Genomic DNA, 18,558 nt, shown 5'->3' with positions numbered 1-18,558 from the left:
TGACGCGGCCGCCTTGGCCGGTGCGGGCCTAGGTCCAGTGCCCAAGCACGGCCGTTATCGAAATCGCCGCCATCGCCAGCAGCGCCAGCTTCCAGAAGTCGCCGCGCCGTTTCAGCCCCGGCCAGCCGAGCGGCTTGATCAGCTGGATCACCATAATGCCAACAATGACGAGCGCGAGGAGTTTCGACATGCCGCCTTTGACCAGCAACGCGGCCGGCTGTCAAAGCGCGTCCTTCGTTGCCTGAGAAGAATGGGCGCCGCGATCCCGAACCGGAACGCGGCGCCCACCTTTGATCAGGGAGCGATCTACTTCAGCGGCTTGAGGCCGGCCTCGATCGAGGCGCGTTTCGCTTCGAGGAAGGGCGGCAGGGCCAGGCTTTCACCCAGTGTCTCCAGCGGCTCGTCGGCGGTGAATCCCGGCCCGTCGGTGGCGATTTCGAACAGGATGCCGTTCGGCTCGCGGAAGTAGAGCGAGCGGAAGTAATAGCGCTCGACCTCGCCGCTCGACGGCAGCCGGAACTCGGCCAGCCGGGCAGTCCATTGATGCAGCGTCTCCTGGTCCGGCGCCCTGAAGGCGACATGGTGAACCGCACCCGCACCTTGCCGCGCCGGCGCCAGCCCTGGCTGCACCAGGACATGCAGCTCCGACGCCGGCCCTCCCTCTCCCATTTCGAAGACGTGAACCTGGCCTTCCGGCGACACATACTTGCGTGCCTCGCGCATGTTCATAACCTTGATCACCACCGCCTCGGTGTTGGCGATATCAGGAACGCTGATGACGATCGGCCCGAGCCCGCGGATCTGATGCTCGGCCGGCACCGGGCTTTGCGCCCAGGGATGGCTGTCGCCCTTGCCGCCGTCGCTGACGAGCCGCAGGCGCTGGCCTTCGGGATCCTCGAAATCCAGGCTGGGGTAGCCGCCGATGTCGGCGATCTCTCCTGTCGCGATGCCTTCGTCCGCCAAGTGCTGCTTCCACCAGGCAAGGCTGTCCTGGCTGCGGACCCTGAGGCTGGTCCGCACGATGCTGTGCGTGCCGCGCTTCTCGCGTCCCACCGGCCAATCGAAGAAGGTGAGATCTGTGCCCGGTGTGGCTTCGCCGTCGGCATAGAAGAGGTGGTAGGCCGAGGTGTCGTCCTGGTTCACCGTCTTCTTGACCAGCCGCAGACCCAGCACCTTCGTGTAGAAGTGAAGATTGCCCGGCGCATTGGCGGTGATGGCGGTGAGATGGTGGATTCCTGTCAGTTGCAAGCTCATGGTTGTCTCCCTGTTTTTGGTGAAGAATTTTCTCCCTTCATATCAGAACGGCGGCCACATCGCTGAAGACCATGCGTGCCGACAGTCCGTCGCTGGAAGCTGAACAGCAGCGCCTTGACCAGTACCTTACGGTGAACGGTCGCCAGCCAAGAGCCTGCCGTGGGCTCGGTCTGATGTGGTGAGAAAACGATGCTTTTCCTGCCGGAGGTTCCGGTCGGAACTATTGTCGTGTGCCCTGCCACCCTCCTGACAGACTGCTGTCAGGAGGGGTATGCGATAGTGTCTCCATACACAGAGAGGAGACTAGCCATGAACGGTTTTACCATTCTGCGCGGCATGCAGCACTATGTCGGCAAGATCCGCACGATGCGCAACGAGATCCGCACCCAGCGGTTCATGAACTCGCTGCCGGAGGACATTCGCAAGGATATCGGCTGGCCGGACATGTATGCCGACCGTCGTTTTCGCGGCAATTGAGACGAATTTCGACCCGGCGGTTGGACGTGGGCGCGTCAACGCCCAGATAAAAAGCCCAGCAGCAAGGTTTGGCGCGCGAGGAATGGAGCGAGCTTATGCCTGAACGAAAGACAATCGGCTTTCTTTTCATCGAAGGCTTTGCCGACTGGGAATACGGGCTGCTGGCGGCCTCGGCGGTCGAATGGTTCGGCGCTCGCGCCGTATCACTGACGCCCGACGGCAAGCCGGTGACCGGGATCAGCGGCTTTCGGCTGATGCCCGATCGCTCGGCAGGGGCGGATGAGAATACCGATCTCGACGCCGTCGCCGTCATCGGCTCCGATCAGTGGTTTGGCAAGGCACCGCCGGATGTTACCGACCTGCTCAACGCCGTTGCATCGCGCGACGGCGTGGTCGGCGGTATCTGCGCCGGCACGCTGGCGCTGGCCCGCGCCGGCCTGTTCGAGAAAGCCAGGCACACCAGCAATGGCCGCGACTGGATCAATGGTCATGAGGCCGGCTATGCCGGCGACAGCAATTATCAGGATGTGCCGCATGCCGTGGCTGACGGCAAGATTGTTTCCGCGCCCGGTTCGGCGCCAGGCACCTTCGCACTCGCCTTTCTCAACACACTCTATCCGGAAAGAGGCAGCGATCTCGCCCAGATGCGAACACTGTTCGCCAAGGAGTATGCTGAAGCCTCCTGACAGTATGCTGTCAGGAGGGACGTGCGATGGTGCGAGCCTCAGACACTGCGCATCGGCGGTCGAAAGGGCGATCGATGAAGAGTTGGAACGACAGGCTGGACACACCAGGCAGCAACGGCGTGAAGCCGACGCCGCGCACGATGGCCGATGTCGTCGAAGGTCAGTCGATGCTGGTGCCGACGCCGCGTCAGGTCGATGATTTCATCCGCTCGATTTCCGAAGGAGTCGAGGTGGACGTGCGTGCGTTGCGCACGGCGCTCGCCATCGAGCATGGCGCCGAAGTGACATGTCCTGTCACCATCGGCTATCATCTGCGCACGGTTGCGGAGGCCGCCAATGAGGATCTCGAGCACGGCATGACGCTGAGGGACGTAGCACCCTTCTGGCGCGTGCTTGATGCGAAGACGCCGACAACGACAACGAGTAAACTGTCCTTCGGCGCGGAATTCGTCGCCACGCAGCGCAAATGCGAAGGGCTGACGCCGTAATGCATGTCGTCTGGAAGTGGACCCGGTCCGGGAGCCACGGCATGCATGGGAACAACACTGGGGAAGCAAACGATGCGCCGCGCCGACAGGCTCTTTCAGATTGTGCAGCATCTGCGTGGTGGCCGTCTGGTCACCGCTCAGAAGCTCGGCACGTGGCTCGAGGTTTCCGAGCGAACCATCTACCGCGATATTGCCGACCTGCAGTCGACCGGCGTGCCGATCGACGGCGAGGCCGGCGTTGGCTACATGATGAGAGAGGGTTTCGACCTTCCGCCGCTGATGTTCACGCGTGACGAGATCGTCGCGCTGGTTGCCGGCGCCCGCATGGTGCGTGCTTTTGGCGGCGCAGCCATGGCGCGCGCCGCCGACGAGGCACTGGTCAAGATCGGCGCCGTACTGCCCGACGCCGAAAAGGACCGCATCGCCCGCACCGAGATCCATACGCCGATGTGGGTGGTCAGTGATGCCGCCCGCGAGGCGATCGACCTGATCGAGCGCGCGGTCGAAAAGCGCCAGGTGCTGACCATCGACTACTCGGACGAGGCCGGCCGCGGCACCGCCCGCGATATCCGTCCGCTTGGCTTGTGGTTCTGGGGCAAGGTGTGGACGCTGGTCGCCTGGTGCGAGATGCGCGATGACTTCCGCGCCTTCCGCATCGACCGCATCGCCTCGGTGGTGATCGCCGGCCGCATCTTCAAGCCGGAGCGCGGCAAGCAGCTCGCCGACTTCTACCGGGCTGTGGAGCGTAGCGAGGATTACGGCATGGCGCCGGATCGCGCCGCGCGGACCTGAGACCTGACGCACCCCACAAAAAAAGCCCGCTCGAAGCGACCGCTCGAAGCGGGCTTTTTCTTGGAATGTCGGACAATCTTACTCGTCGTCGTCGTTGTCCGTGTTCTTCGACTTCAAGGCCGAGAGCTTGGCGAACACGGCGTTGGCGTCGAGTTCGGCATCCTCGTCCTTCGGCTTCTCGGGAGCCGGCACCAACCGCTCGGTCAGGGCCGCCGGCAGCAGCGTGTCGCCGACCGGCTGCGCCTGTTCGCGACCGCGCGAGGCACGGTTGACTTCCATGTCGAGGTCGATCTGCGAGGCAAGGCCCAGCGTCACCGGATCCATCGGCTGCAGATTGGCCGAGTTCCAGTGCTTGCGCTCGCGAATCTGCTCGATCGTCGACTTGGTGGTGCCGACGAGGCGCGAGATCTGCGCGTCCTTGAGCTCGGGATGGTTGCGCACCAGCCAGAGAATGGCATTCGGCCGGTCCTGCCGCTTCGACAGCGGCGTGTAGCGCGGACCCTTGCGCTTGGATTCGGGCACCCGCACCTTGGGCTCCGAGAGCTTCAGGCGCTGGTTCGGGTCTTTCTCGGCGCGCGCGATCTCGTCGCGGGTCAGCTGGCCGGTCATGATCGGATCCATGCCCTTGATGCCTTGCGCCGATTCGCCGTCGGCGATCGCCTTGACCTCGAGCGGATGCAGCCCGCAGAACTGCGCGATCTGCTCGAAGGAAAGCGCGGTGTTGTCGACCAGCCAGACGGCGGTCGCCTTGGGCATCAGCAGCGTATTGGCCATTTAAAAATCCTTCTCGTTCGCCCGCGTTCCCGCGCGGGCGGTGGTTTGGAGCCACCAAAATGGGAAATTCGCGGCCTGTATAACCGTTCCATTGTTGTTTCGCAATGTTTTTGGAAGCAATGACTGGATGGCGCTAGCGCCAATGCCGCGAGCGAAACTGCGCCCAAAACGACAAAACCCGCCGGACTGTGTCCAGCGGGCTCGGAACCGCGACGGGAATCCCGTCTGACGCGGCTCTGCCTTGCCAGGCGTGACCTTCGCGGGTCACGCTCGACGGTTAGATGGCCCTGCGGGCGATCTTTTCGATGTCGGCGCGGTTGATGCCGAGGTCGCTGAGCTGACGTGCGTTGAGGCGGTTCAGTTCGCGGACGGTCTCGTTGTACATACGCCAGTTACGGTAAGCGCGGATCGGGTTCATGGTAGTCCTCCAAATCGGTGTTTGTTTCGATGGTGCTCAAATAGGCGTCATCGATGAGGACTTGAATGGCTGATTTTGCATAGCAATGATGCAAATGCTGCATTGCAGCATTAAGCATCTGTTCATCTTGTAGGCAGTGAGGCGCACGCCCGGGACGTATTCGGCTTCAAGTGATGCCGGGTTAGCCGACGTCCAGCACGATCTTGCCGATATTCTCGCCGTCTTCCATGCGCTCATGCGCCCGCCAGGCTTCGCTGAGCGGGAAGATCATGTCCATCACCGGCGCCACCTTGCGGGTACCGAGCAACGGCCACACCTGCGCTTCCAGCGCCGCCGCGATCGCCGCCTTGAACTCGACGGTGCGCGGCCTCAGCGTCGACCCGGTGTGGACGAGCCGCTTGACCATGATCTTGGAGAAATCGGCGCTCGCCACGGCACCGGCCTGCACGGCAATCTGGACGATACGGCCTTCGACCGCCGCGGCCTCGTAGTTGCGCGCCACATAGTCGCCGCCGACCATGTCGAGGATGACATTGGCGCCCTTGCCGCCCGTTGCCTCCTTCACCGCGGCAACGAAATCCTCCTCGCGATAGTTGATCGCGCGGTCGGCGCCGAGCTTCAGGCAGGCATCGCATTTCTCCTTGCTGCCGGCGGTGGTGATGACATAGGCGCCGAAGGCCGAGGCAAGCTGGATTGCCGTGGTGCCGATACCGGACGAACCGCCATGGACGAGCAGCGTCTCGCCGCGCTTCAGGCCGCCGCGCTCGAACACATTGTGCCAGACGGTGAAGTAGTTTTCCGGCACGGCCGCTGCTTCGGTGTGGGTGAAGCCGGCCGGCAGCGGCAGCACGCTGCCGGCATGAACCTTGACATATTCGGCATAGCCGCCACCGGGTGTGAGCGCGCAGACGCGGTCGCCAATGCGCCAGCGCGATATGTCGTCGCCGACGGCCGCCACTTCGCCCGACGCCTCGAGGCCCGGCAGGTCCGACGCGCCGGGCGGCGGCGGATAGGCGCCCTTGCGCTGCTGGATATCGGGCCGGTTGACGCCGGCGGCATGCACCTTGATCAGTATCTCGCCGGGGCCGGGCTGCGGCACGTCGCGTGTTTCCGGCTTCAGCACCCTTGGGCCACCCGGCTCCGAGATCGCAATGGCCGTCATTCTTGCCGGAATTTTCTGTCCGCTCGCCATGAGATTTCCCGTCTTTCCTCGCCGTTATCCGATCGGCCGTTTGCATCGACGCCCCTGCCCTATGTATGCTGATTGCCAAATCAGGCAAATGGCCAAATCAGGGAGGAGCGACGATGGCGATCTTCGACGACGAACCCAAGAAGGCGCGCCCGCACGAGATCGGGCAGGACCTGTCGCTGCTTTCCGTCGGTGAATTGTCGGAACGCATCGGCATCCTGCGAGACGAGATCGCCAGGCTGGAGGCCGAGCTCAAGGCCAAGGACACCACCAAATCGGCTGCCGAGGCGCTGTTCCGCCGCGGATAGCAGCGCGGGCGCAAAGGCCCGCCGCCGAAAAGCCCGAATGCGACGGTCTTCAGACCCAGCGCCCCTGTCAAACACGAGCCGGATCAAACAATGTTCGCAACCTACCGCCCGATCCTCTCGCTGCTTCGTGGCACTGCCTTCCTGCTGGCGGCGTCCGGATTGCACGGGCTGCTGCTGCCGCTGCGCGGTCAGTTGGAAGGCTTCTCGACCGCATCGCTCGGCCTGATGGGCACGGCCTGGGCCGGCGGCTTCGTCACCGGCTGCTTCTTCGCGCCGCGCATCGTGCGCCGCGCGGGCCATGTGCGCGCCTTCGGCGCCTTTGCCGCGTCGGGCGCCATCGTGGCGCTGCTCACCGGGCTGATCATCGACGAATATGTCTGGATCCTGCTGCGCGCCTTCACCGGCTTCACCATGGCCGGCGCCTTCATGGTCATCGAAAGCTGGCTGAACGAGAAAGCCACCAACGAGAATCGCGGCACCGTCTTCGGCCTCTACATGATGGTCACCTATGCCTCGATCATGGGCGGGCAGATGATCGTCGCCGGTGGCGATGTGAAATCGGCGTCGCTGTTCATGATCACCGGCATCCTGTTTTGCCTGTCGCTCATTCCGACCGCGGTCTCGAGCGCTTCCCACCCCAAGCCGCTGCAGGATGTCTCGCTCGACGTCAAAGGCCTTTATGCCAATTCGCCGGTGTCGGCGGTCGCTTGCGTGTTGATCGGCATCGCCAACGGCGCCTGGGGCACGCTTGGCGCGGTCTATGGGGCCCGCATCGGCATTTCCACGGCCGAGATCGCCTTGATGATGAGCCTTGTGGTCGTTGCCGGTGCTGCCATGCAGCTTCCGGCCGGGCGTCTGTCCGACAAGACCGACCGGCGTTTCGTGCTGGCGGGGGCGGCTTTCGGCGCGGCCCTGTTCGCGCTCATGATCTTCCTGTTCGAGCCACGCTCCAGCGTCTTCGTCATCGTCTTCACCGCGGCCTATGGCGCCTTCGCCTACACGCTCTATTCGATCGCCGTGGCGCATGCCAACGACCACGCGCGCTCGGAGGATTTCGTCAAGGTGTCGGGCGGCCTGCTGCTGCTCTACGGCTTCGGCACGATGATCGGACCCTTGCTGGCCGCCGCCCTGATGGGCTGGATGCGCCCGGAAGGCCTGTTCCTGGCGACCGCCTTCGCGCATCTCTGCCTGGCCGGCTATACGCTGCTGCGCATCAGCCGCCGCGCGCCGGTGCCGATCGGCGATCGTGACGCCTTCAAGACGCAGCCGGCCGACCGTTCGGTGACGCCGGAAGCATTGCGGCTTGATCCCAGAAGAAAAGCAGAAGCAGACGGTTGAGATTCGAAAGGCTTTGCCCCACAAATAAGGCATGATGTTTTCCGACGCCTTCATGGCGATTGCCGATCCCAACCGGCGCCATCTTCTGGAAGAACTTCGCCGCGGCCCGAAAACCGTCAACGAACTCGCTTCGGGTTTGCCCGTATCGCGGCCAGCCGTTTCGCAGCATTTGAAAGTACTGCTCGATGCCGGGCTGGTCCACGCCAAGGCCGAAGGCACAAGGCGCGTCTATACGGTGAGCAATACCGGCTTCCTCAAACTCAACATCTGGCTCGATCAGTTCTGGGAAGCCTGACCCGTTCGGCCGGCCGTGCCGTTGCCCTCGGCCAGCTGGCTGACCGAAGCGGGGCCGCGCGACAGCCGATCAACCATCTGCCGCCGGGCCGGGTCGGCCAGCGCCTGGAACATCCGATCAATCTGGGCAGGATCGTGCAGCATCGCGATCAGCCGTCGTTGTAGGGGAAGAACTTGAAGTAGGGCTGCGCCTCCTCGATCACCCTGGCGAAGGGAGGCCGTTGCACCAGCCGGTCGTGATAGCGCTTCACGGCCGGGTCGTTGTCGCCGAACGGTTCGACCTTGTTGGCATAGAACAGCGCGGGGGACGCCGCGCAATCGGCCATGGTGAAGGTGTCGCCCATCGCCCAGGTCTTCGAGCGCATATCCTCTTCGATGATGGCGTAGGAATTGCGCAGCTGGCCGCGTGCCTGCTCGACACCGAACGGATCGGTCTTGTCCTGCGGCCGCAACCGGTCACCGACGATCTTCTGCATCGGCTCCTGCACGTGGAAATCATAGAAGCGATCGGCCTGGCGGACCGCCAGCGCCAGATCGATGTCGGCGGGAACGAGGTCGACCGGTCCCGGATAATGCGCGGCCAGATATTCGACGACGATGGTCGACTCCAGCACTGTGCGGTCGCGCGCATCGTCGCGCAGCGCCGGCATCTTGCCGCTCGGCGAAATCTTCAGGAAGGCCGCGCGCGATTGCTCGTCGCCGAGATCGACGATATCAGGCGTAAACGGCGTGGCGTTCTCATAGAGCGCGATCAACGGCTTCCAGCAGAAGGAGGCCAGCGGATGGAAATGAAGCGTCAGGGACATGTCTTGCTCGTCTGTCTCGTGGTTCGGCGATGGCCGGCGCTGTGCTGCCAAGCAGAGGCAAATACTGAAGCATTAACTTTGCGACAGGCGCTGTCCGTCAAGGCCCGCTTTTGTCGCCCTAAGCGGCTTGGGTGTGGGCGACGATAGCGGCGGATATCTCCGTCCAGTCGTCCGGATGCAGTTCATGGCCGCCGCCTTCGATGCGGATGATTTTCGCGCCGGCGACAGCCTTGGCCAGCGCCTCGCCATGCTCGACCGGGAAGATCGGATCCGCCGTGCCATGGATGACCAGCAACGGCGCCGTCATCTCGTGCAGCCGGCCCTTCCATGCGTCACCGCCCCGAAGCATGAAATGGTTGGTCGCGCTCAGGAAGCCGCCGGAACGATCGTAGTCCTGCTCGACGAACGCCCTCATCCGGGCCTCGTCGAATGGGTGCGCGGTGCTGGCGATCGCCCGCGCGTCCCTGACGATGAAATCGATGACTTGGTCACGGTCCGACCAATCGACCTTGGCTCCCTCGGCTGAATGCTCGGCATAGGCATCACTGGTTTGCGGCAGATGCGACGTGTCGATCCCTATCGGCGAGCTGCTGATCACGGTCAGCGATGCGACACGGGACGGGTGCTTGAGCGCCACAAGCTGCGCGATCATGCCGCCCATCGACATGCCGGCGACATGCGCCTTGCCGATGCCGTGGTCGTCGAGGACACGCATCGCATCGTCGGCCATATCATCGAAAGTGTAAGGGGGCTCGCCCGGTCTATATTTGGTCGAACGGCCGGTATCGCGATTGTCATAGCGGATCACGAACAGGCCGGAATCGGCCAACTTCCGGCACAGCGCCTCCGGCCACCACAGCATGGAGGCCATCGCGCCCATGATCAGCAACAGTGGCGGGTTCGCCGGATCACCAAAGGCCTCGGACATGATTGCGGGACGTTCGATCGTCGTCATGACGCGGTCTCCCCCGTTGTAATACTGATTGTATTTTGCAATCGGTTGCACGATAATAAAACCGATACGATAATGCAACCGGTTTTGGAGAAAAATCTATGAGCATGGATCGCCGGTCCGGATGTCCGATCAACCTGTCGCTGGAAGTGTTCGGCGACCGCTGGAGCCTGATCATCCTTCGCGACATGATCTTCGGCGGCAGACGCCATTTTCGCGAGCTGCTCAACGGGTCGATGGAAGGCATCGCCTCCAACATCCTCGCCGACCGGCTGAAGCGCCTGATGGAGCTGGGCATGCTGACCAAGGCCGACGACCCCTCGCACAAGCAGAAGGCGATCTACAGCCTGACCGAGATGGCGATCACGCTGGTGCCGATCCTCGCCCATCTCGGCGCCTGGGGCCGCGTATGGCTGCCGGTCAGCGAAGAACTCTCGATCCGCGCCGAGCTCTTGGAAAAGGGCGGACAGCCGATGTGGGACAAGTTCATGGACGAGTTGCGCCACGAACATCTCGGCGTGCCGCTCGACACAGCTTCTGGTCCTTCTGTCCGCGCGACCCTGCAGGCCGCCTATCAGGCGGTGGTTGCCAGCAAGGCACCCGCCGCCAACCCGGCCGCTTGACCAACTTATTTTCCCGTTTTCGGACCGGCTCTGCTACAAGAGGCGGAAAATCAAGATTCACGGGATTGGATAAAGCTCTTGGTTGAGAACTCTAGGGATGCTGCCCGCGCGCGCGCCGAGCTGCGTTTCAAGAAGCAGGAAGAGGCGGCAACCGTCCGCCAGAAGGCGATGGCCGAATACGTCGCCGAGAGCGACGCCCGCCAGGCCAAGACCAACAAGCTGCGGGCGCTCCGTCTCGCCAAGGAAGCCGAAGATCTTGCCAATGCGCCGGCGGCGCCCGCCAAGAAGCCGGCCCGCGCCAAGAAAAAATAGCCATCCCCAGACACGCAAGCGGTAACGCCGTATCCGGATGGTGTCGGCGAAGGCCGCTCCCATCCCGCCTCTTCACGCGAAGCAATTTCAACCGAAACGGGGATGTTATCTCGCCCGTCGACGGTCAATGATCGACGCGTTTTCAAACAGGAGACCGCCATGACCGCACTGCCACTCGAAAAAGCCAGGCAAATCATCGATGCCGCCTTTGCCAAGGGCGCCGATCTCAAGCTCAAGCCGCTCGGCGTCTCGGTGCTCGATGCCGGCGGGCATCTGGTCGCCTTCCAGCGCCAGGACGGCGCCTCGTTCCTGCGCCCGCAAATGTCGGCCGGCAAGGCTTATGGCGCGCTGGCGATCGGCATGGGCTCGCGTAAGGTCGAGGCTTTCGCCAAAGAGCGTCCGCATCTCGTTGCCGGTATTTCGGACGTCTCCGGCGGACGCGTACTGCCGGTGGTGGGCGGCGTGCTGATCCGCGACAAGGCTGGCGCCATCATCGGCGCCGTCGGCATCTCCGGCGACACGTCGGACAATGACGAGGCCGCGGCCATCGCCGGCATCGAGGCAGCCGGTTTCTCCGCCGATCCGGGCTGAACGTCACTCGGCATCGGAACCAGAGTGTGTCGAGATTTAGGTCAGGCCGGCATCACTTGAATGTCAATGCGGCCTAATTCAAATTGATATCCCGGCTGGCCGATCGCATCGACACCGCGAATCCGGCCAGCACATCGAACAGCGCGATGACCATCAGCGTGAAGAAGACGGAATGGGCGGCGCCCTTCACCAGCAGGAACTCGACCAGGAACGCCACGAAGACCAGCGTCGACAGAAGGTGATCCATGATCGATGCATTGGTCGTGCGCACCGACTTCGCCATTTCGAGGAACAGGAAGATCAGCCCGATCAGCACCATCAGGTCGCCGAGCGTCATCGAGAACACGCCACCCGACATCATGCTGAATGAAAAGACCTCGCTCGCCCACGGATCGTCACCGCTTCCGAATATTCCCAGCAATCCGAGATTGTAGAGCACGAAAGGCACGATCAGCAGCGGAATGGCACCGAACATCTGGCGTCTCCATGTGGGGCAATCCTTTGTAGAATGCGCCACAGGCACGCCGTCAAGATTTTTCGGTGGCAGCGCTGAACACGGTCGAAGACCGCACGCAACAACCATGTCAGCCGGTTGCCCGCCCAGGGAACTGCGCCGATGCCGCCCACGCTTCGAGACGAGCGCTACCTGGCCCCCAAACACAAAAAGACCGGCCACTGGCCGGTCATTTTGTAATTCAAGCTTTTGGAAAAGCTGGTCTCAGCTTTCCTTGGGCGTCAACACCTGACGACCGCGATACATGCCGGTCTTCAGGTCGATGTGGTGCGGACGGCGCATTTCGCCGGAATTCTTGTCCTCGACATAGGTCGGGGCCTTGAGAGCGTCGGCCGAGCGGCGCATGCCGCGCTTGGACGGAGAGGTTTTTCGTTTCGGAACGGCCATGGATATGCTCCACTACATGGTCAAAAGCCCCGCCCGCCCTCGTGAAAGGGCCATGTCGGGGCCTAAATCTGAGAAAGTCGGGTGCCTATACACGCCCTGTTCCGTTTTGGCCAGCACTGCCGCGAATTTTTTTGAGTTGGCTAGCGGAGGCAACCGACATAGGCGCCGGAGCGGCCGGCGCGCCGCTCGATCAAATTGGCCAGCCGTCTCAGGCCCGGTCCGGGTTTGGCCGGATTGCGGGCGATCGGATTTGGCAAGGAGACTGCAAGCAGGGCGGCCTGCCGTCGCGACAGCTGTTTTGCCGAAACGCCGAAATGATGCCGTGCCGCGGCCTCGATACCGTAGATTCCCGGCCCCCACTCGGCGATGTTGAGATAGATTTCCATGATGCGCCGTTTCGACGTCACCGCATCGAAATAGACGGCCAGCGGCAGTTCGACCACCTTGCGCATCGAACCCAGTGGCCGCGACCATAAGAAGAGGTTCTTCACCGTCTGCATGGTGATGGTCGAGGCGCCGCGCGTTGCTTCACCGGCCAGCGCGTCGTCGACGACGCCCCGCAATTCGCCGAGATCGACGCCACGATGGAAGCAGAACTGCCCGTCCTCCGACATGATGACGGAATTGGCCAGCACCGGCGACACGTCATCGATCGATACCCAGCGGCGGTCATAGCCGGAGAATGTCGCCAAGTCCTTCAGCATCAGCGTCGAGACCGGATGCACGAAGAATGGCAGGTACAGGAGCGTCAGCACCGTCGGTATAAGCGCCAGCACCGCGGCCACGACGATACCGCGCCGGACCCAGCGTTTGAGACCACGGCGGTTCACGCCTCGCGATCTCGTCGCCATGTCCAGCTTTTCGGTTTCATGATCGACGATCGGTTCCGCCAAGCCGCCCAATCCGTGCTCTCCCTGCCCCGGCATAATGGCGCTTGGCTTCTTGCGCAACGTCTGAGTGTCGGCTACCGGTCCCGACCATGACGAATGACGACGAGATGGCGTTCGAAATGGCGCTTATCAGACGGGCAGCCGCCGTCGAGGTGCTGCTGCGGCGGCTGCTCGACGACCGCGCGCTTTCGGGCGAGATCGCCCGGCCTGACCGGCTGATGGCGGCGATGCGCCACGGCGTGCTGAACGGTGGCAAGCGCCTGCGCCCCTTTCTGGTCATGGAAAGTGCGGCAATTTTTTCCGCTGACGGCGAGGCGGCACTGCGCGTCGCGGCAGCCCTTGAATGCGTGCATTGCTATTCGCTGATCCACGACGATCTGCCCGCCATGGACGACGATGATTTGCGTCGTGGCCAGCCGACGGTGCACATGGCCTTCGATGAGGCCACCGCCATCCTGGCCGGCGACGCCTTGCTGACGCTTGCCTTCGACATCATCGCCGGCGAGGCGACGGTGCTGCCGGCGGAGCGGCGGGCGGCATTGGTGCTGGCGCTTGCCCGCGCGGCCGGGGCCGGCGGCATGGTCGGCGGCCAGAAGCTCGACCTCGAAGCCGAACAGGCGCCGCCGGACGAGGCCGGCATCATCCGGCTGCAGGCGATGAAGACCGGCGCGCTGATCCGCTTTGCCTGCGAGGCCGGCGCCCTCATCGCCGGCGCTCCCGCCGAGGACCGTGAACGGCTGGCCGAATTCGGCTCCGCGATCGGCCTGGCCTTTCAGCTTGCCGACGACCTCCTTGACCTGACCGCCGATGCCAGCCAGATGGGCAAGGCGACCGGCAAGGATGCCGCCGCCGGCAAGGCGACGCTGGTGGCGCTGCACGGCGCCAATTGGGCGCGCAGCCAGCTTCACGGCCTCGTCGAACAGGCCCATGCGCTGCTTGAGCCCTATGGCGACGACGCCCAGCTGCTGAAGGAAGCGGCGGCATTCGTCGCGACCCGTACCAGTTGAGGTTGGGACAACCAAGACATCGTCCTGGCTAAGGCACATGCGTCCTCCGCCGGCCGCTTCAGAGATTGAACTTGAACGGAAGCCTGCCGAAGCAGAGGATCGACATCGCTTTGCCATCCACACGGCAACCACGCGGTGCGGACAGAGTTGGAGGGATGGCATGTCGACCACCGACAACCTGTTCACCGGTTCCATTCCCGAGGTCTACGACCGGGCGATGGTGCCGCTGATCTTCGAGCCATATGCACGAGATCTGGCGGAGCGGGTGTCTAAGCTCGGGCCGCAATCAGTGCTCGAAGTGGCGGCGGGCACCGGTGTGGTGACACGTGCGCTCGCAGCGAGACTGCCGGCGCAAACACGCATCGTGGCCACCGACCTTAACCAGCCGATGCTCGACCACGCGCGCACGCGGATGGCGGACGATCCTCGTATCACCTGGCAGCAGGCCGACGCCCAGGCGCTGCCCTTCGAGGACGCCCGGTTTGATGCCGTGGTCTGCCAATTTGGCGCGATGTTCTTCCCCGATCGAGTGGCCGCCTACGGGCAAGTCCGGCGGGTGATGCGGCCGGGCGGGCATTTCCTGTTCAATGTCTGGAGTGCCATCGAAGAGAACGAGTTCGCCGAGGAAGTGACGCGGGCGCTCGGCACTTTCTTCCCCGCCGATCCACCGCGCTTCATGGCGAGGACGCCGCACGGCTACCACAATGCGGACACCATCCGCGCCGACCTGCATGCCGCCGGATTTCGCGACGTCACCGTCGAGCCTCTGGGCGCCGTGAGCGCCGCTCCGTCGCCGTATGATGCGGCCGCGGCCTATTGCCAGGGCACAAACCTGCGTGGCGAAATCGAGGCGCGCGGCGGCTCGCTGGAGGAGGCAACGCGACACGTGGCGCATGCCATGGGGAAGCGGTTCGGGGAAGGGCCGGTAAGTGGCCGCATCCGCGCGCTCGTCGTGGTGGCGGCCTGATGCATGTCGCCCAAAAGCGACCTCGGTTTTGAGAGAACGATATGTATAAAAACAAAGACCTGAAGCGGGTCGCCTGAATCCGTTCGGACGCGACACGCTTAGCGACGAAAGGACGTTCAAAAAGCTGTCATCCATCCGGTGGTCCGCATGGTTCGCTATCCACACGAAATTTTAATGTAAATGAAGCGTAATCCCGACCAATAAAATGGTGCGTATGTGTTGGGGTTGCGCATGCCGGAATATTCGTCCTTCATCCGGTCAGTCCGGATTCGCTATATTTCAGGGTTGCTGATCTTCGCGCTGGCTTCCGTGGCAATCGTGGTTGCGCTCGATCGTGTCAATTCCTTTCGCCGTGACATCGATGCGCTGAGCAGCAACCTCGTCATCTTCACCCGCGACCTGCGCAACGCGACCAGCTTCGCCGAGACGACCGGCACAGCCTGGCGGGCGGAGACACGCGATGCGCTGACCACATCGGCGCGCGGCCATTCGGAACGCCTGACCGGCGAGATCGAGACGCTGACCGCGCAACTCGCGGCGATCAAGCCGCGCCTGTCGGTCAAGACCGCCAACGAGCTCCAGTCCGCTTCCGTCAACGGCGATCTGTTCTGGTCGCCGCGCGACATGGTGCGCAACTTCAACCTGATGTCGGTGGCGCAGAAGGTCGATGAGTGGAGCTATCGCGAAATCCGCAACCAGAACGACCTCTTCGCCCAGCCCATGCTGGTCCGCGTCCGCACCGCCATGGATGATGAGCGCCATCTGGCGGACGCCTCCAGCGACAGGCTGCTGCTGTGGGCAAGCGGCATCCTGTTCGCGGCCCTTGCCATCGTCGCCTTCTGGATTTTCCGCCCGATGGAAGTGGCAATCCGCCGCGCCTTTGCCGAATCCGCGGAATCCCTGTTCAAGGCCGAGGCCGCCGACCGTGCCAAGTCGGAATTCCTGGCCAATATGAGCCATGAAATCCGCACGCCGATGAACGGTGTGCTCGGCATGGCTGAACTGCTGGCCAAGACCGATCTGACGGCGCGGCAAAAGACCTTCACCGACGTCATCGTCAAATCCGGCAATGCACTGCTCACCATCATCAACGACATCCTCGATTTCTCGAAGATCAATGCCGGGCAGCTCACCCTCGACCCCGCTCCCTTCCGTCTCTCCGAGGCGGTCGAGGACGTGGCGACGCTGGTATCGGCGCGCGTCGCCGAAAAGAACCTCGAATTGATCGTGCGTGTCGACCCGCGCCTGCCGGCCCATGTCGTCGGCGACGCCGGCCGGTTCCGGCAGATCGTCACCAACCTCCTCGGCAACGCGGTAAAGTTCACCGAGAAGGGTCATGTGCTGATCGATGTCGGCGGCGAGATCGTCAACGACGTGGTTCAGCTCAAGGTTCGCGTCGAGGACACCGGCATCGGCATACCGGCCGAGAAGCTGCAGAACGTGTTCGAGAAGTTCGCCCAGGTCGACGGTTCGTCGACCCGCCGCCACGAGGGCACCGGTCTTGGCCTCGCCATCGCCGCCCGCCTCGTCGACCTGATGGCGGGCAAGATCGGCGTCGAGAGCGAGATCGGCCGCGGCTCGGTGTTCTGGTTCGCGGTGCCGCTGCCGGCGCATCAGGCCGCGGCTCGCGACGAGATCGTGCCGGTCGACGTCACCGGCGCGCGTGTGCTGGTCATCGACGACAATCCGGTCAATCGCGAAATCCTGCTTGAGCAGCTCAGAAGCTGGAGCTTCGATTGTGCCGCCGCCGAAAGCGGCGCCGTGGGCCTGGCCTTCCTCGATCGCGCCTTTCAACTGGGCGCCGCCGTCGACTGCATCATCCTCGACTACCAGATGCCGGGCATGAACGGCGCCGACGTCGCCAGGGCCATTGCTTCCGACAGTAGGCTGTCCTCCATCCCGGTCGTGTTGCTGACCTCGGTCGACCAGGTCGATTTCGGTAAGATGATCATCGACTTCGGCATTGCCGCGCATCTGACCAAGCCGGCACGCTCCGCGATCCTGCTCGGCACCGTCATCTCGGTCGTGCAGAAGGCCCGCTCGCAGGTCGGCAAGGCGCAGTTCGTCCGCGAACCGATCGTGCGGGCTCCCCCGGCGGCGGCACCTGCCTTCACCGTCATCCGCGGCCCGGCGATGCCGGTCGCGGTGGTGCCGGAATCGGCCACGCCGAACGGACCGATCGACATTCTCATTGCCGAGGACAATGACGTGAACCAACTGGTGTTCGGCCAGATCCTCAATGGGCTGGGCCTCAGCTACCGCATCGCCGGCAACGGCCGCACGGCGGTCGAGATGTACCGGGCGCTGCGCCCCAAGCTGATCCTGATGGACGTTTCGATGCCGGAGATGAACGGCTACGAAGCAACCCGCGCCATCCGGGCGATGGAGGTCTCGGCGGGCACCCGCATACCGATCATCGGCGTCACCGCGCATGCGCTGAAGGGCGATCGCGACAAGTGCATCGAAGCCGGAATGGACGATTATCTGCCGAAGCCGGTTTCGCCCGATCGCCTCGGCACCAAGATCGGCACCTGGCTCAGCGAGACGGTGGTGGCGAAGACGGCATAGCCCGCATCCGCCCGATGCGTCGGACGGCTGCGTCCAGACGATAGCGGCGCATCCAGTCGAGGCTCGTGTCGTCGGAGAGCTTTGCAACGCCGGGGCTTACATCCTCGGCGTCGGGTGCTCGGACCCCCAGGGCTTCGCAGATGCCTAGCAATGTCGCAGCCGGGTTCGCGGCAAGACGCTCATAGCCGACCCGCAGCGGGGATATGCCTTGCTCCGCGAACCAAATGTTCCAGGCTGCATCATAGGTCTCGAGTTCCGTGACCTCGCGTCTGATCCGCTCGAAATCATATTGGGGTTCCTTCGGTGGTGCGACCCTTTCGATCTCGGTTCCGTCAGGAGCAATATGCCAAAGCCCGGTTTGCTCTGCTTTGATCACGGAGACAGCCTGCGCGAGCTTGTCCTCCCGGGAGAGGTGTATGCAGAGAATGCGGCCAAAGGCCTTTTCAAGACGCGCTCTGTCGGATGGCAGCTGCGGGAAAATCTGGTCGAGGATAGCCGAGAGTTCATCCAGATTTTCGCGCATCAAACGAAGGCCGAAGATGCCGGTCCCACCCTTGCCGGCAGCGATCGCCGCATTGAGATAGGCGGCATTGAATTCGAGCTCGCTCATCGTGTCGCGGTCAGGCAGCTTCCACTCTTCAGCCCACTCCGACACGTCCTGCCGCCGATAGAATGAGTGGGGCGTGCCGGCCGTCCTCGCGGACTCCAGAAGCTTGCAGAGCAAAGTGCTTCCGGTCCTCGGCGTGCCGCAGATAATGTATCCATCGAACATGTTGCGGCCCATGCTGGTCGTCAAAGGTAGGGCTGCCGCCCCCTGGTGAAGATGGCCGCCGCTATAGCTGAAATCCTTGCTGGATGCGACGTCTTGGCGGCCACCTTCAAATGCCTCTCTCAGACAAGACACCTTGTCGGCGGTGGACAAA

General features: G+C 63.3%; 24 protein-coding genes and 1 pseudogene. 13 read left to right on the top strand and 12 right to left on the bottom strand.

Annotated elements, in window-relative coordinates:
- Nucleotides 1–28: 28 nt before the first annotated feature.
- Complete coding sequence (locus tag NKH03_RS01245; RefSeq protein WP_352871938.1) at nt 29–208, bottom strand: hypothetical protein; 180 nt, start codon at nt 206–208, stop codon at nt 29–31.
- Nucleotides 209–306: 98 nt separating this feature from the next.
- Nucleotides 307–1,254, bottom strand: a complete 948-nt coding sequence (locus tag NKH03_RS01240) for a ring-cleaving dioxygenase (RefSeq protein ID WP_352966779.1) — start codon at nt 1,252–1,254, stop codon at nt 307–309.
- 309 nt (nt 1,255–1,563) lie between these two features.
- Here NKH03_RS01240 and NKH03_RS01235 point away from each other — a divergent pair, with 309 nt between their 5' ends.
- From NKH03_RS01235 to NKH03_RS01220, 4 genes are all read left to right on the top strand, one after another.
- Nucleotides 1,564–1,731, top strand: coding sequence for a hypothetical protein (locus tag NKH03_RS01235; RefSeq protein ID WP_352864666.1), 168 nt, complete (start codon nt 1,564–1,566; stop codon nt 1,729–1,731).
- 95 nt (nt 1,732–1,826) lie between these two features.
- Complete coding sequence (locus tag NKH03_RS01230) at nt 1,827–2,417, top strand: DJ-1/PfpI family protein (RefSeq protein WP_352966778.1); 591 nt, start codon at nt 1,827–1,829, stop codon at nt 2,415–2,417.
- 74 nt (nt 2,418–2,491) lie between these two features.
- Nucleotides 2,492–2,905, top strand: coding sequence for a hypothetical protein (locus tag NKH03_RS01225; RefSeq protein ID WP_352966777.1), 414 nt, complete (start codon nt 2,492–2,494; stop codon nt 2,903–2,905).
- Between the two features lie 72 nt (nt 2,906–2,977).
- Nucleotides 2,978–3,697 (top strand): helix-turn-helix transcriptional regulator, encoded by a 720-nt coding sequence (locus tag NKH03_RS01220; protein WP_091578656.1) that lies wholly within the window; start codon nt 2,978–2,980, stop codon nt 3,695–3,697.
- A 78-nt stretch (nt 3,698–3,775) separates the two neighbouring features.
- Here NKH03_RS01220 and NKH03_RS01215 read toward each other — a convergent pair whose 3' ends face one another.
- From NKH03_RS01215 to NKH03_RS01205, 3 genes are all read right to left on the bottom strand, one after another.
- Nucleotides 3,776–4,471: a DUF1013 domain-containing protein gene (locus NKH03_RS01215; RefSeq protein WP_352864675.1), complete on the bottom strand. Its 696-nt coding sequence runs from the start codon at nt 4,469–4,471 to the stop codon at nt 3,776–3,778.
- A gap of 277 nt (nt 4,472–4,748) precedes the next feature.
- Complete coding sequence (locus tag NKH03_RS01210; protein ID WP_352864678.1) at nt 4,749–4,889, bottom strand: DUF1127 domain-containing protein; 141 nt, start codon at nt 4,887–4,889, stop codon at nt 4,749–4,751.
- Nucleotides 4,890–5,070: 181 nt separating this feature from the next.
- The gene (locus NKH03_RS01205; protein ID WP_352878306.1) at nt 5,071–6,081 is read right to left on the bottom strand and encodes an NAD(P)H-quinone oxidoreductase; all 1,011 of its coding nucleotides are present in this window, start codon (nt 6,079–6,081) and stop codon (nt 5,071–5,073) included.
- A gap of 113 nt (nt 6,082–6,194) precedes the next feature.
- Between NKH03_RS01205 and NKH03_RS01200 the strand changes: the two genes are divergently transcribed.
- From NKH03_RS01200 to NKH03_RS01190, 3 genes are all read left to right on the top strand, one after another.
- On the top strand, nt 6,195–6,386 hold the full coding sequence (locus tag NKH03_RS01200; protein ID WP_023757432.1) for a DUF1192 domain-containing protein: 192 nt from the start codon (nt 6,195–6,197) through the stop codon (nt 6,384–6,386).
- A 90-nt stretch (nt 6,387–6,476) separates the two neighbouring features.
- The gene (locus NKH03_RS01195) at nt 6,477–7,724 is read left to right on the top strand and encodes an MFS transporter (protein WP_136618343.1); all 1,248 of its coding nucleotides are present in this window, start codon (nt 6,477–6,479) and stop codon (nt 7,722–7,724) included.
- A 31-nt stretch (nt 7,725–7,755) separates the two neighbouring features.
- On the top strand, nt 7,756–8,019 hold the full coding sequence (locus NKH03_RS01190; protein ID WP_352864683.1) for an ArsR/SmtB family transcription factor: 264 nt from the start codon (nt 7,756–7,758) through the stop codon (nt 8,017–8,019).
- A gap of 26 nt (nt 8,020–8,045) precedes the next feature.
- On the opposite strand, the pseudogene NKH03_RS01185 reads toward NKH03_RS01190, so the two are convergent.
- From NKH03_RS01185 to NKH03_RS01175, 3 genes and pseudogenes are all read right to left on the bottom strand, one after another.
- Nucleotides 8,046–8,162: pseudogene (locus tag NKH03_RS01185) on the bottom strand (transcriptional regulator); the annotation flags it as partial.
- A 5-nt stretch (nt 8,163–8,167) separates the two neighbouring features.
- Nucleotides 8,168–8,824 carry a glutathione S-transferase family protein gene (locus NKH03_RS01180; RefSeq protein WP_352966776.1) on the bottom strand — a complete coding sequence of 219 codons (657 nt, stop codon included), beginning with the start codon at nt 8,822–8,824 and terminating at the stop codon, nt 8,168–8,170.
- A gap of 118 nt (nt 8,825–8,942) precedes the next feature.
- A complete protein-coding gene (locus NKH03_RS01175) occupies nt 8,943–9,779 on the bottom strand; it encodes an alpha/beta fold hydrolase (RefSeq protein ID WP_352966775.1) in 837 nt (278 codons plus the stop codon).
- Between the two features lie 98 nt (nt 9,780–9,877).
- Between NKH03_RS01175 and NKH03_RS01170 the strand changes: the two genes are divergently transcribed.
- The 3 genes from NKH03_RS01170 (at nt 9,878) to NKH03_RS01160 (ending at nt 11,302) form a co-directional block, all read left to right on the top strand.
- The gene (locus tag NKH03_RS01170) at nt 9,878–10,399 is read left to right on the top strand and encodes a winged helix-turn-helix transcriptional regulator (protein ID WP_352966774.1); all 522 of its coding nucleotides are present in this window, start codon (nt 9,878–9,880) and stop codon (nt 10,397–10,399) included.
- 78 nt (nt 10,400–10,477) lie between these two features.
- Complete coding sequence (locus NKH03_RS01165) at nt 10,478–10,711, top strand: hypothetical protein (RefSeq protein ID WP_352864693.1); 234 nt, start codon at nt 10,478–10,480, stop codon at nt 10,709–10,711.
- Nucleotides 10,712–10,870: 159 nt separating this feature from the next.
- A complete protein-coding gene (locus NKH03_RS01160; RefSeq protein ID WP_352864695.1) occupies nt 10,871–11,302 on the top strand; it encodes a GlcG/HbpS family heme-binding protein in 432 nt (143 codons plus the stop codon).
- Nucleotides 11,303–11,375: 73 nt separating this feature from the next.
- Here NKH03_RS01160 and NKH03_RS01155 read toward each other — a convergent pair whose 3' ends face one another.
- The 3 genes from NKH03_RS01155 to NKH03_RS01145 all read right to left on the bottom strand — a co-directional run bounded on the left by NKH03_RS01155 (nt 11,376) and on the right by NKH03_RS01145 (nt 13,105).
- Complete coding sequence (locus NKH03_RS01155) at nt 11,376–11,777, bottom strand: hypothetical protein (protein WP_013529226.1); 402 nt, start codon at nt 11,775–11,777, stop codon at nt 11,376–11,378.
- A gap of 243 nt (nt 11,778–12,020) precedes the next feature.
- Nucleotides 12,021–12,203: a 50S ribosomal protein L32 gene (gene rpmF, locus NKH03_RS01150; RefSeq protein WP_008834724.1), complete on the bottom strand. Its 183-nt coding sequence runs from the start codon at nt 12,201–12,203 to the stop codon at nt 12,021–12,023.
- Between the two features lie 140 nt (nt 12,204–12,343).
- Entirely contained in the window at nt 12,344–13,105 is a 762-nt protein-coding gene (locus NKH03_RS01145; protein WP_352878316.1) for a biosynthetic peptidoglycan transglycosylase, read from the bottom strand.
- 77 nt (nt 13,106–13,182) lie between these two features.
- Here NKH03_RS01145 and NKH03_RS01140 point away from each other — a divergent pair, with 77 nt between their 5' ends.
- From NKH03_RS01140 to NKH03_RS01130, 3 genes are all read left to right on the top strand, one after another.
- On the top strand, nt 13,183–14,100 hold the full coding sequence (locus NKH03_RS01140) for a polyprenyl synthetase family protein (protein WP_352966773.1): 918 nt from the start codon (nt 13,183–13,185) through the stop codon (nt 14,098–14,100).
- 160 nt (nt 14,101–14,260) lie between these two features.
- Nucleotides 14,261–15,067 (top strand): class I SAM-dependent methyltransferase, encoded by an 807-nt coding sequence (locus NKH03_RS01135; protein ID WP_352966771.1) that lies wholly within the window; start codon nt 14,261–14,263, stop codon nt 15,065–15,067.
- 231 nt (nt 15,068–15,298) lie between these two features.
- A complete protein-coding gene (locus tag NKH03_RS01130) occupies nt 15,299–17,635 on the top strand; it encodes a response regulator (RefSeq protein ID WP_352966770.1) in 2,337 nt (778 codons plus the stop codon).
- Here the strand turns inward: NKH03_RS01130 and NKH03_RS01125 are convergent.
- Nucleotides 17,604–18,557, bottom strand: a complete 954-nt coding sequence (locus NKH03_RS01125; RefSeq protein WP_352966769.1) for a Stf0 family sulfotransferase — start codon at nt 18,555–18,557, stop codon at nt 17,604–17,606. The two genes, NKH03_RS01130 and NKH03_RS01125, sit on opposite strands and share 32 nt — an antisense overlap.
- Nucleotide 18,558: the final 1 nt, after the last annotated feature.

The organism is Mesorhizobium sp. M1406 (assembly GCF_040317555.1).
Classification (GTDB): domain Bacteria; phylum Pseudomonadota; class Alphaproteobacteria; order Rhizobiales; family Rhizobiaceae; genus Mesorhizobium.
This window is presented reverse-complemented; position numbering and strand designations above follow the sequence as displayed.

What these genes read in the sequence shown, in the direction of transcription:
- NKH03_RS01225 (WP_352966777.1), top strand. Translation starts at nt 2,492, where the DNA reads ATGAAGAGTTGGAACGACAGGCTGGACACACCAGGCAGCAACGGCGTG.
- NKH03_RS01190 (WP_352864683.1), top strand. Translation starts at nt 7,756, where the DNA reads ATGATGTTTTCCGACGCCTTCATGGCGATTGCCGATCCCAACCGGCGC.
- NKH03_RS01155 (WP_013529226.1), bottom strand. Translation starts at nt 11,777, where the DNA reads ATGTTCGGTGCCATTCCGCTGCTGATCGTGCCTTTCGTGCTCTACAAT.
- NKH03_RS01175 (WP_352966775.1), bottom strand. Translation starts at nt 9,779, where the DNA reads ATGACGACGATCGAACGTCCCGCAATCATGTCCGAGGCCTTTGGTGAT.
- NKH03_RS01240 (WP_352966779.1), bottom strand. Translation starts at nt 1,254, where the DNA reads ATGAGCTTGCAACTGACAGGAATCCACCATCTCACCGCCATCACCGCC.
- NKH03_RS01130 (WP_352966770.1), top strand. Translation starts at nt 15,299, where the DNA reads ATGCCGGAATATTCGTCCTTCATCCGGTCAGTCCGGATTCGCTATATT.
- NKH03_RS01215 (WP_352864675.1), bottom strand. Translation starts at nt 4,471, where the DNA reads ATGGCCAATACGCTGCTGATGCCCAAGGCGACCGCCGTCTGGCTGGTC.
- NKH03_RS01135 (WP_352966771.1), top strand. Translation starts at nt 14,261, where the DNA reads ATGTCGACCACCGACAACCTGTTCACCGGTTCCATTCCCGAGGTCTAC.
- NKH03_RS01220 (WP_091578656.1), top strand. Translation starts at nt 2,978, where the DNA reads ATGCGCCGCGCCGACAGGCTCTTTCAGATTGTGCAGCATCTGCGTGGT.
- NKH03_RS01195 (WP_136618343.1), top strand. Translation starts at nt 6,477, where the DNA reads ATGTTCGCAACCTACCGCCCGATCCTCTCGCTGCTTCGTGGCACTGCC.
- NKH03_RS01200 (WP_023757432.1), top strand. Translation starts at nt 6,195, where the DNA reads ATGGCGATCTTCGACGACGAACCCAAGAAGGCGCGCCCGCACGAGATC.
- NKH03_RS01230 (WP_352966778.1), top strand. Translation starts at nt 1,827, where the DNA reads ATGCCTGAACGAAAGACAATCGGCTTTCTTTTCATCGAAGGCTTTGCC.
- NKH03_RS01235 (WP_352864666.1), top strand. Translation starts at nt 1,564, where the DNA reads ATGAACGGTTTTACCATTCTGCGCGGCATGCAGCACTATGTCGGCAAG.
- NKH03_RS01210 (WP_352864678.1), bottom strand. Translation starts at nt 4,889, where the DNA reads ATGAACCCGATCCGCGCTTACCGTAACTGGCGTATGTACAACGAGACC.
- NKH03_RS01160 (WP_352864695.1), top strand. Translation starts at nt 10,871, where the DNA reads ATGACCGCACTGCCACTCGAAAAAGCCAGGCAAATCATCGATGCCGCC.
- NKH03_RS01180 (WP_352966776.1), bottom strand. Translation starts at nt 8,824, where the DNA reads ATGTCCCTGACGCTTCATTTCCATCCGCTGGCCTCCTTCTGCTGGAAG.
- rpmF (WP_008834724.1), bottom strand. Translation starts at nt 12,203, where the DNA reads ATGGCCGTTCCGAAACGAAAAACCTCTCCGTCCAAGCGCGGCATGCGC.
- NKH03_RS01140 (WP_352966773.1), top strand. Translation starts at nt 13,183, where the DNA reads ATGACGAATGACGACGAGATGGCGTTCGAAATGGCGCTTATCAGACGG.
- NKH03_RS01205 (WP_352878306.1), bottom strand. Translation starts at nt 6,081, where the DNA reads ATGGCGAGCGGACAGAAAATTCCGGCAAGAATGACGGCCATTGCGATC.
- NKH03_RS01170 (WP_352966774.1), top strand. Translation starts at nt 9,878, where the DNA reads ATGAGCATGGATCGCCGGTCCGGATGTCCGATCAACCTGTCGCTGGAA.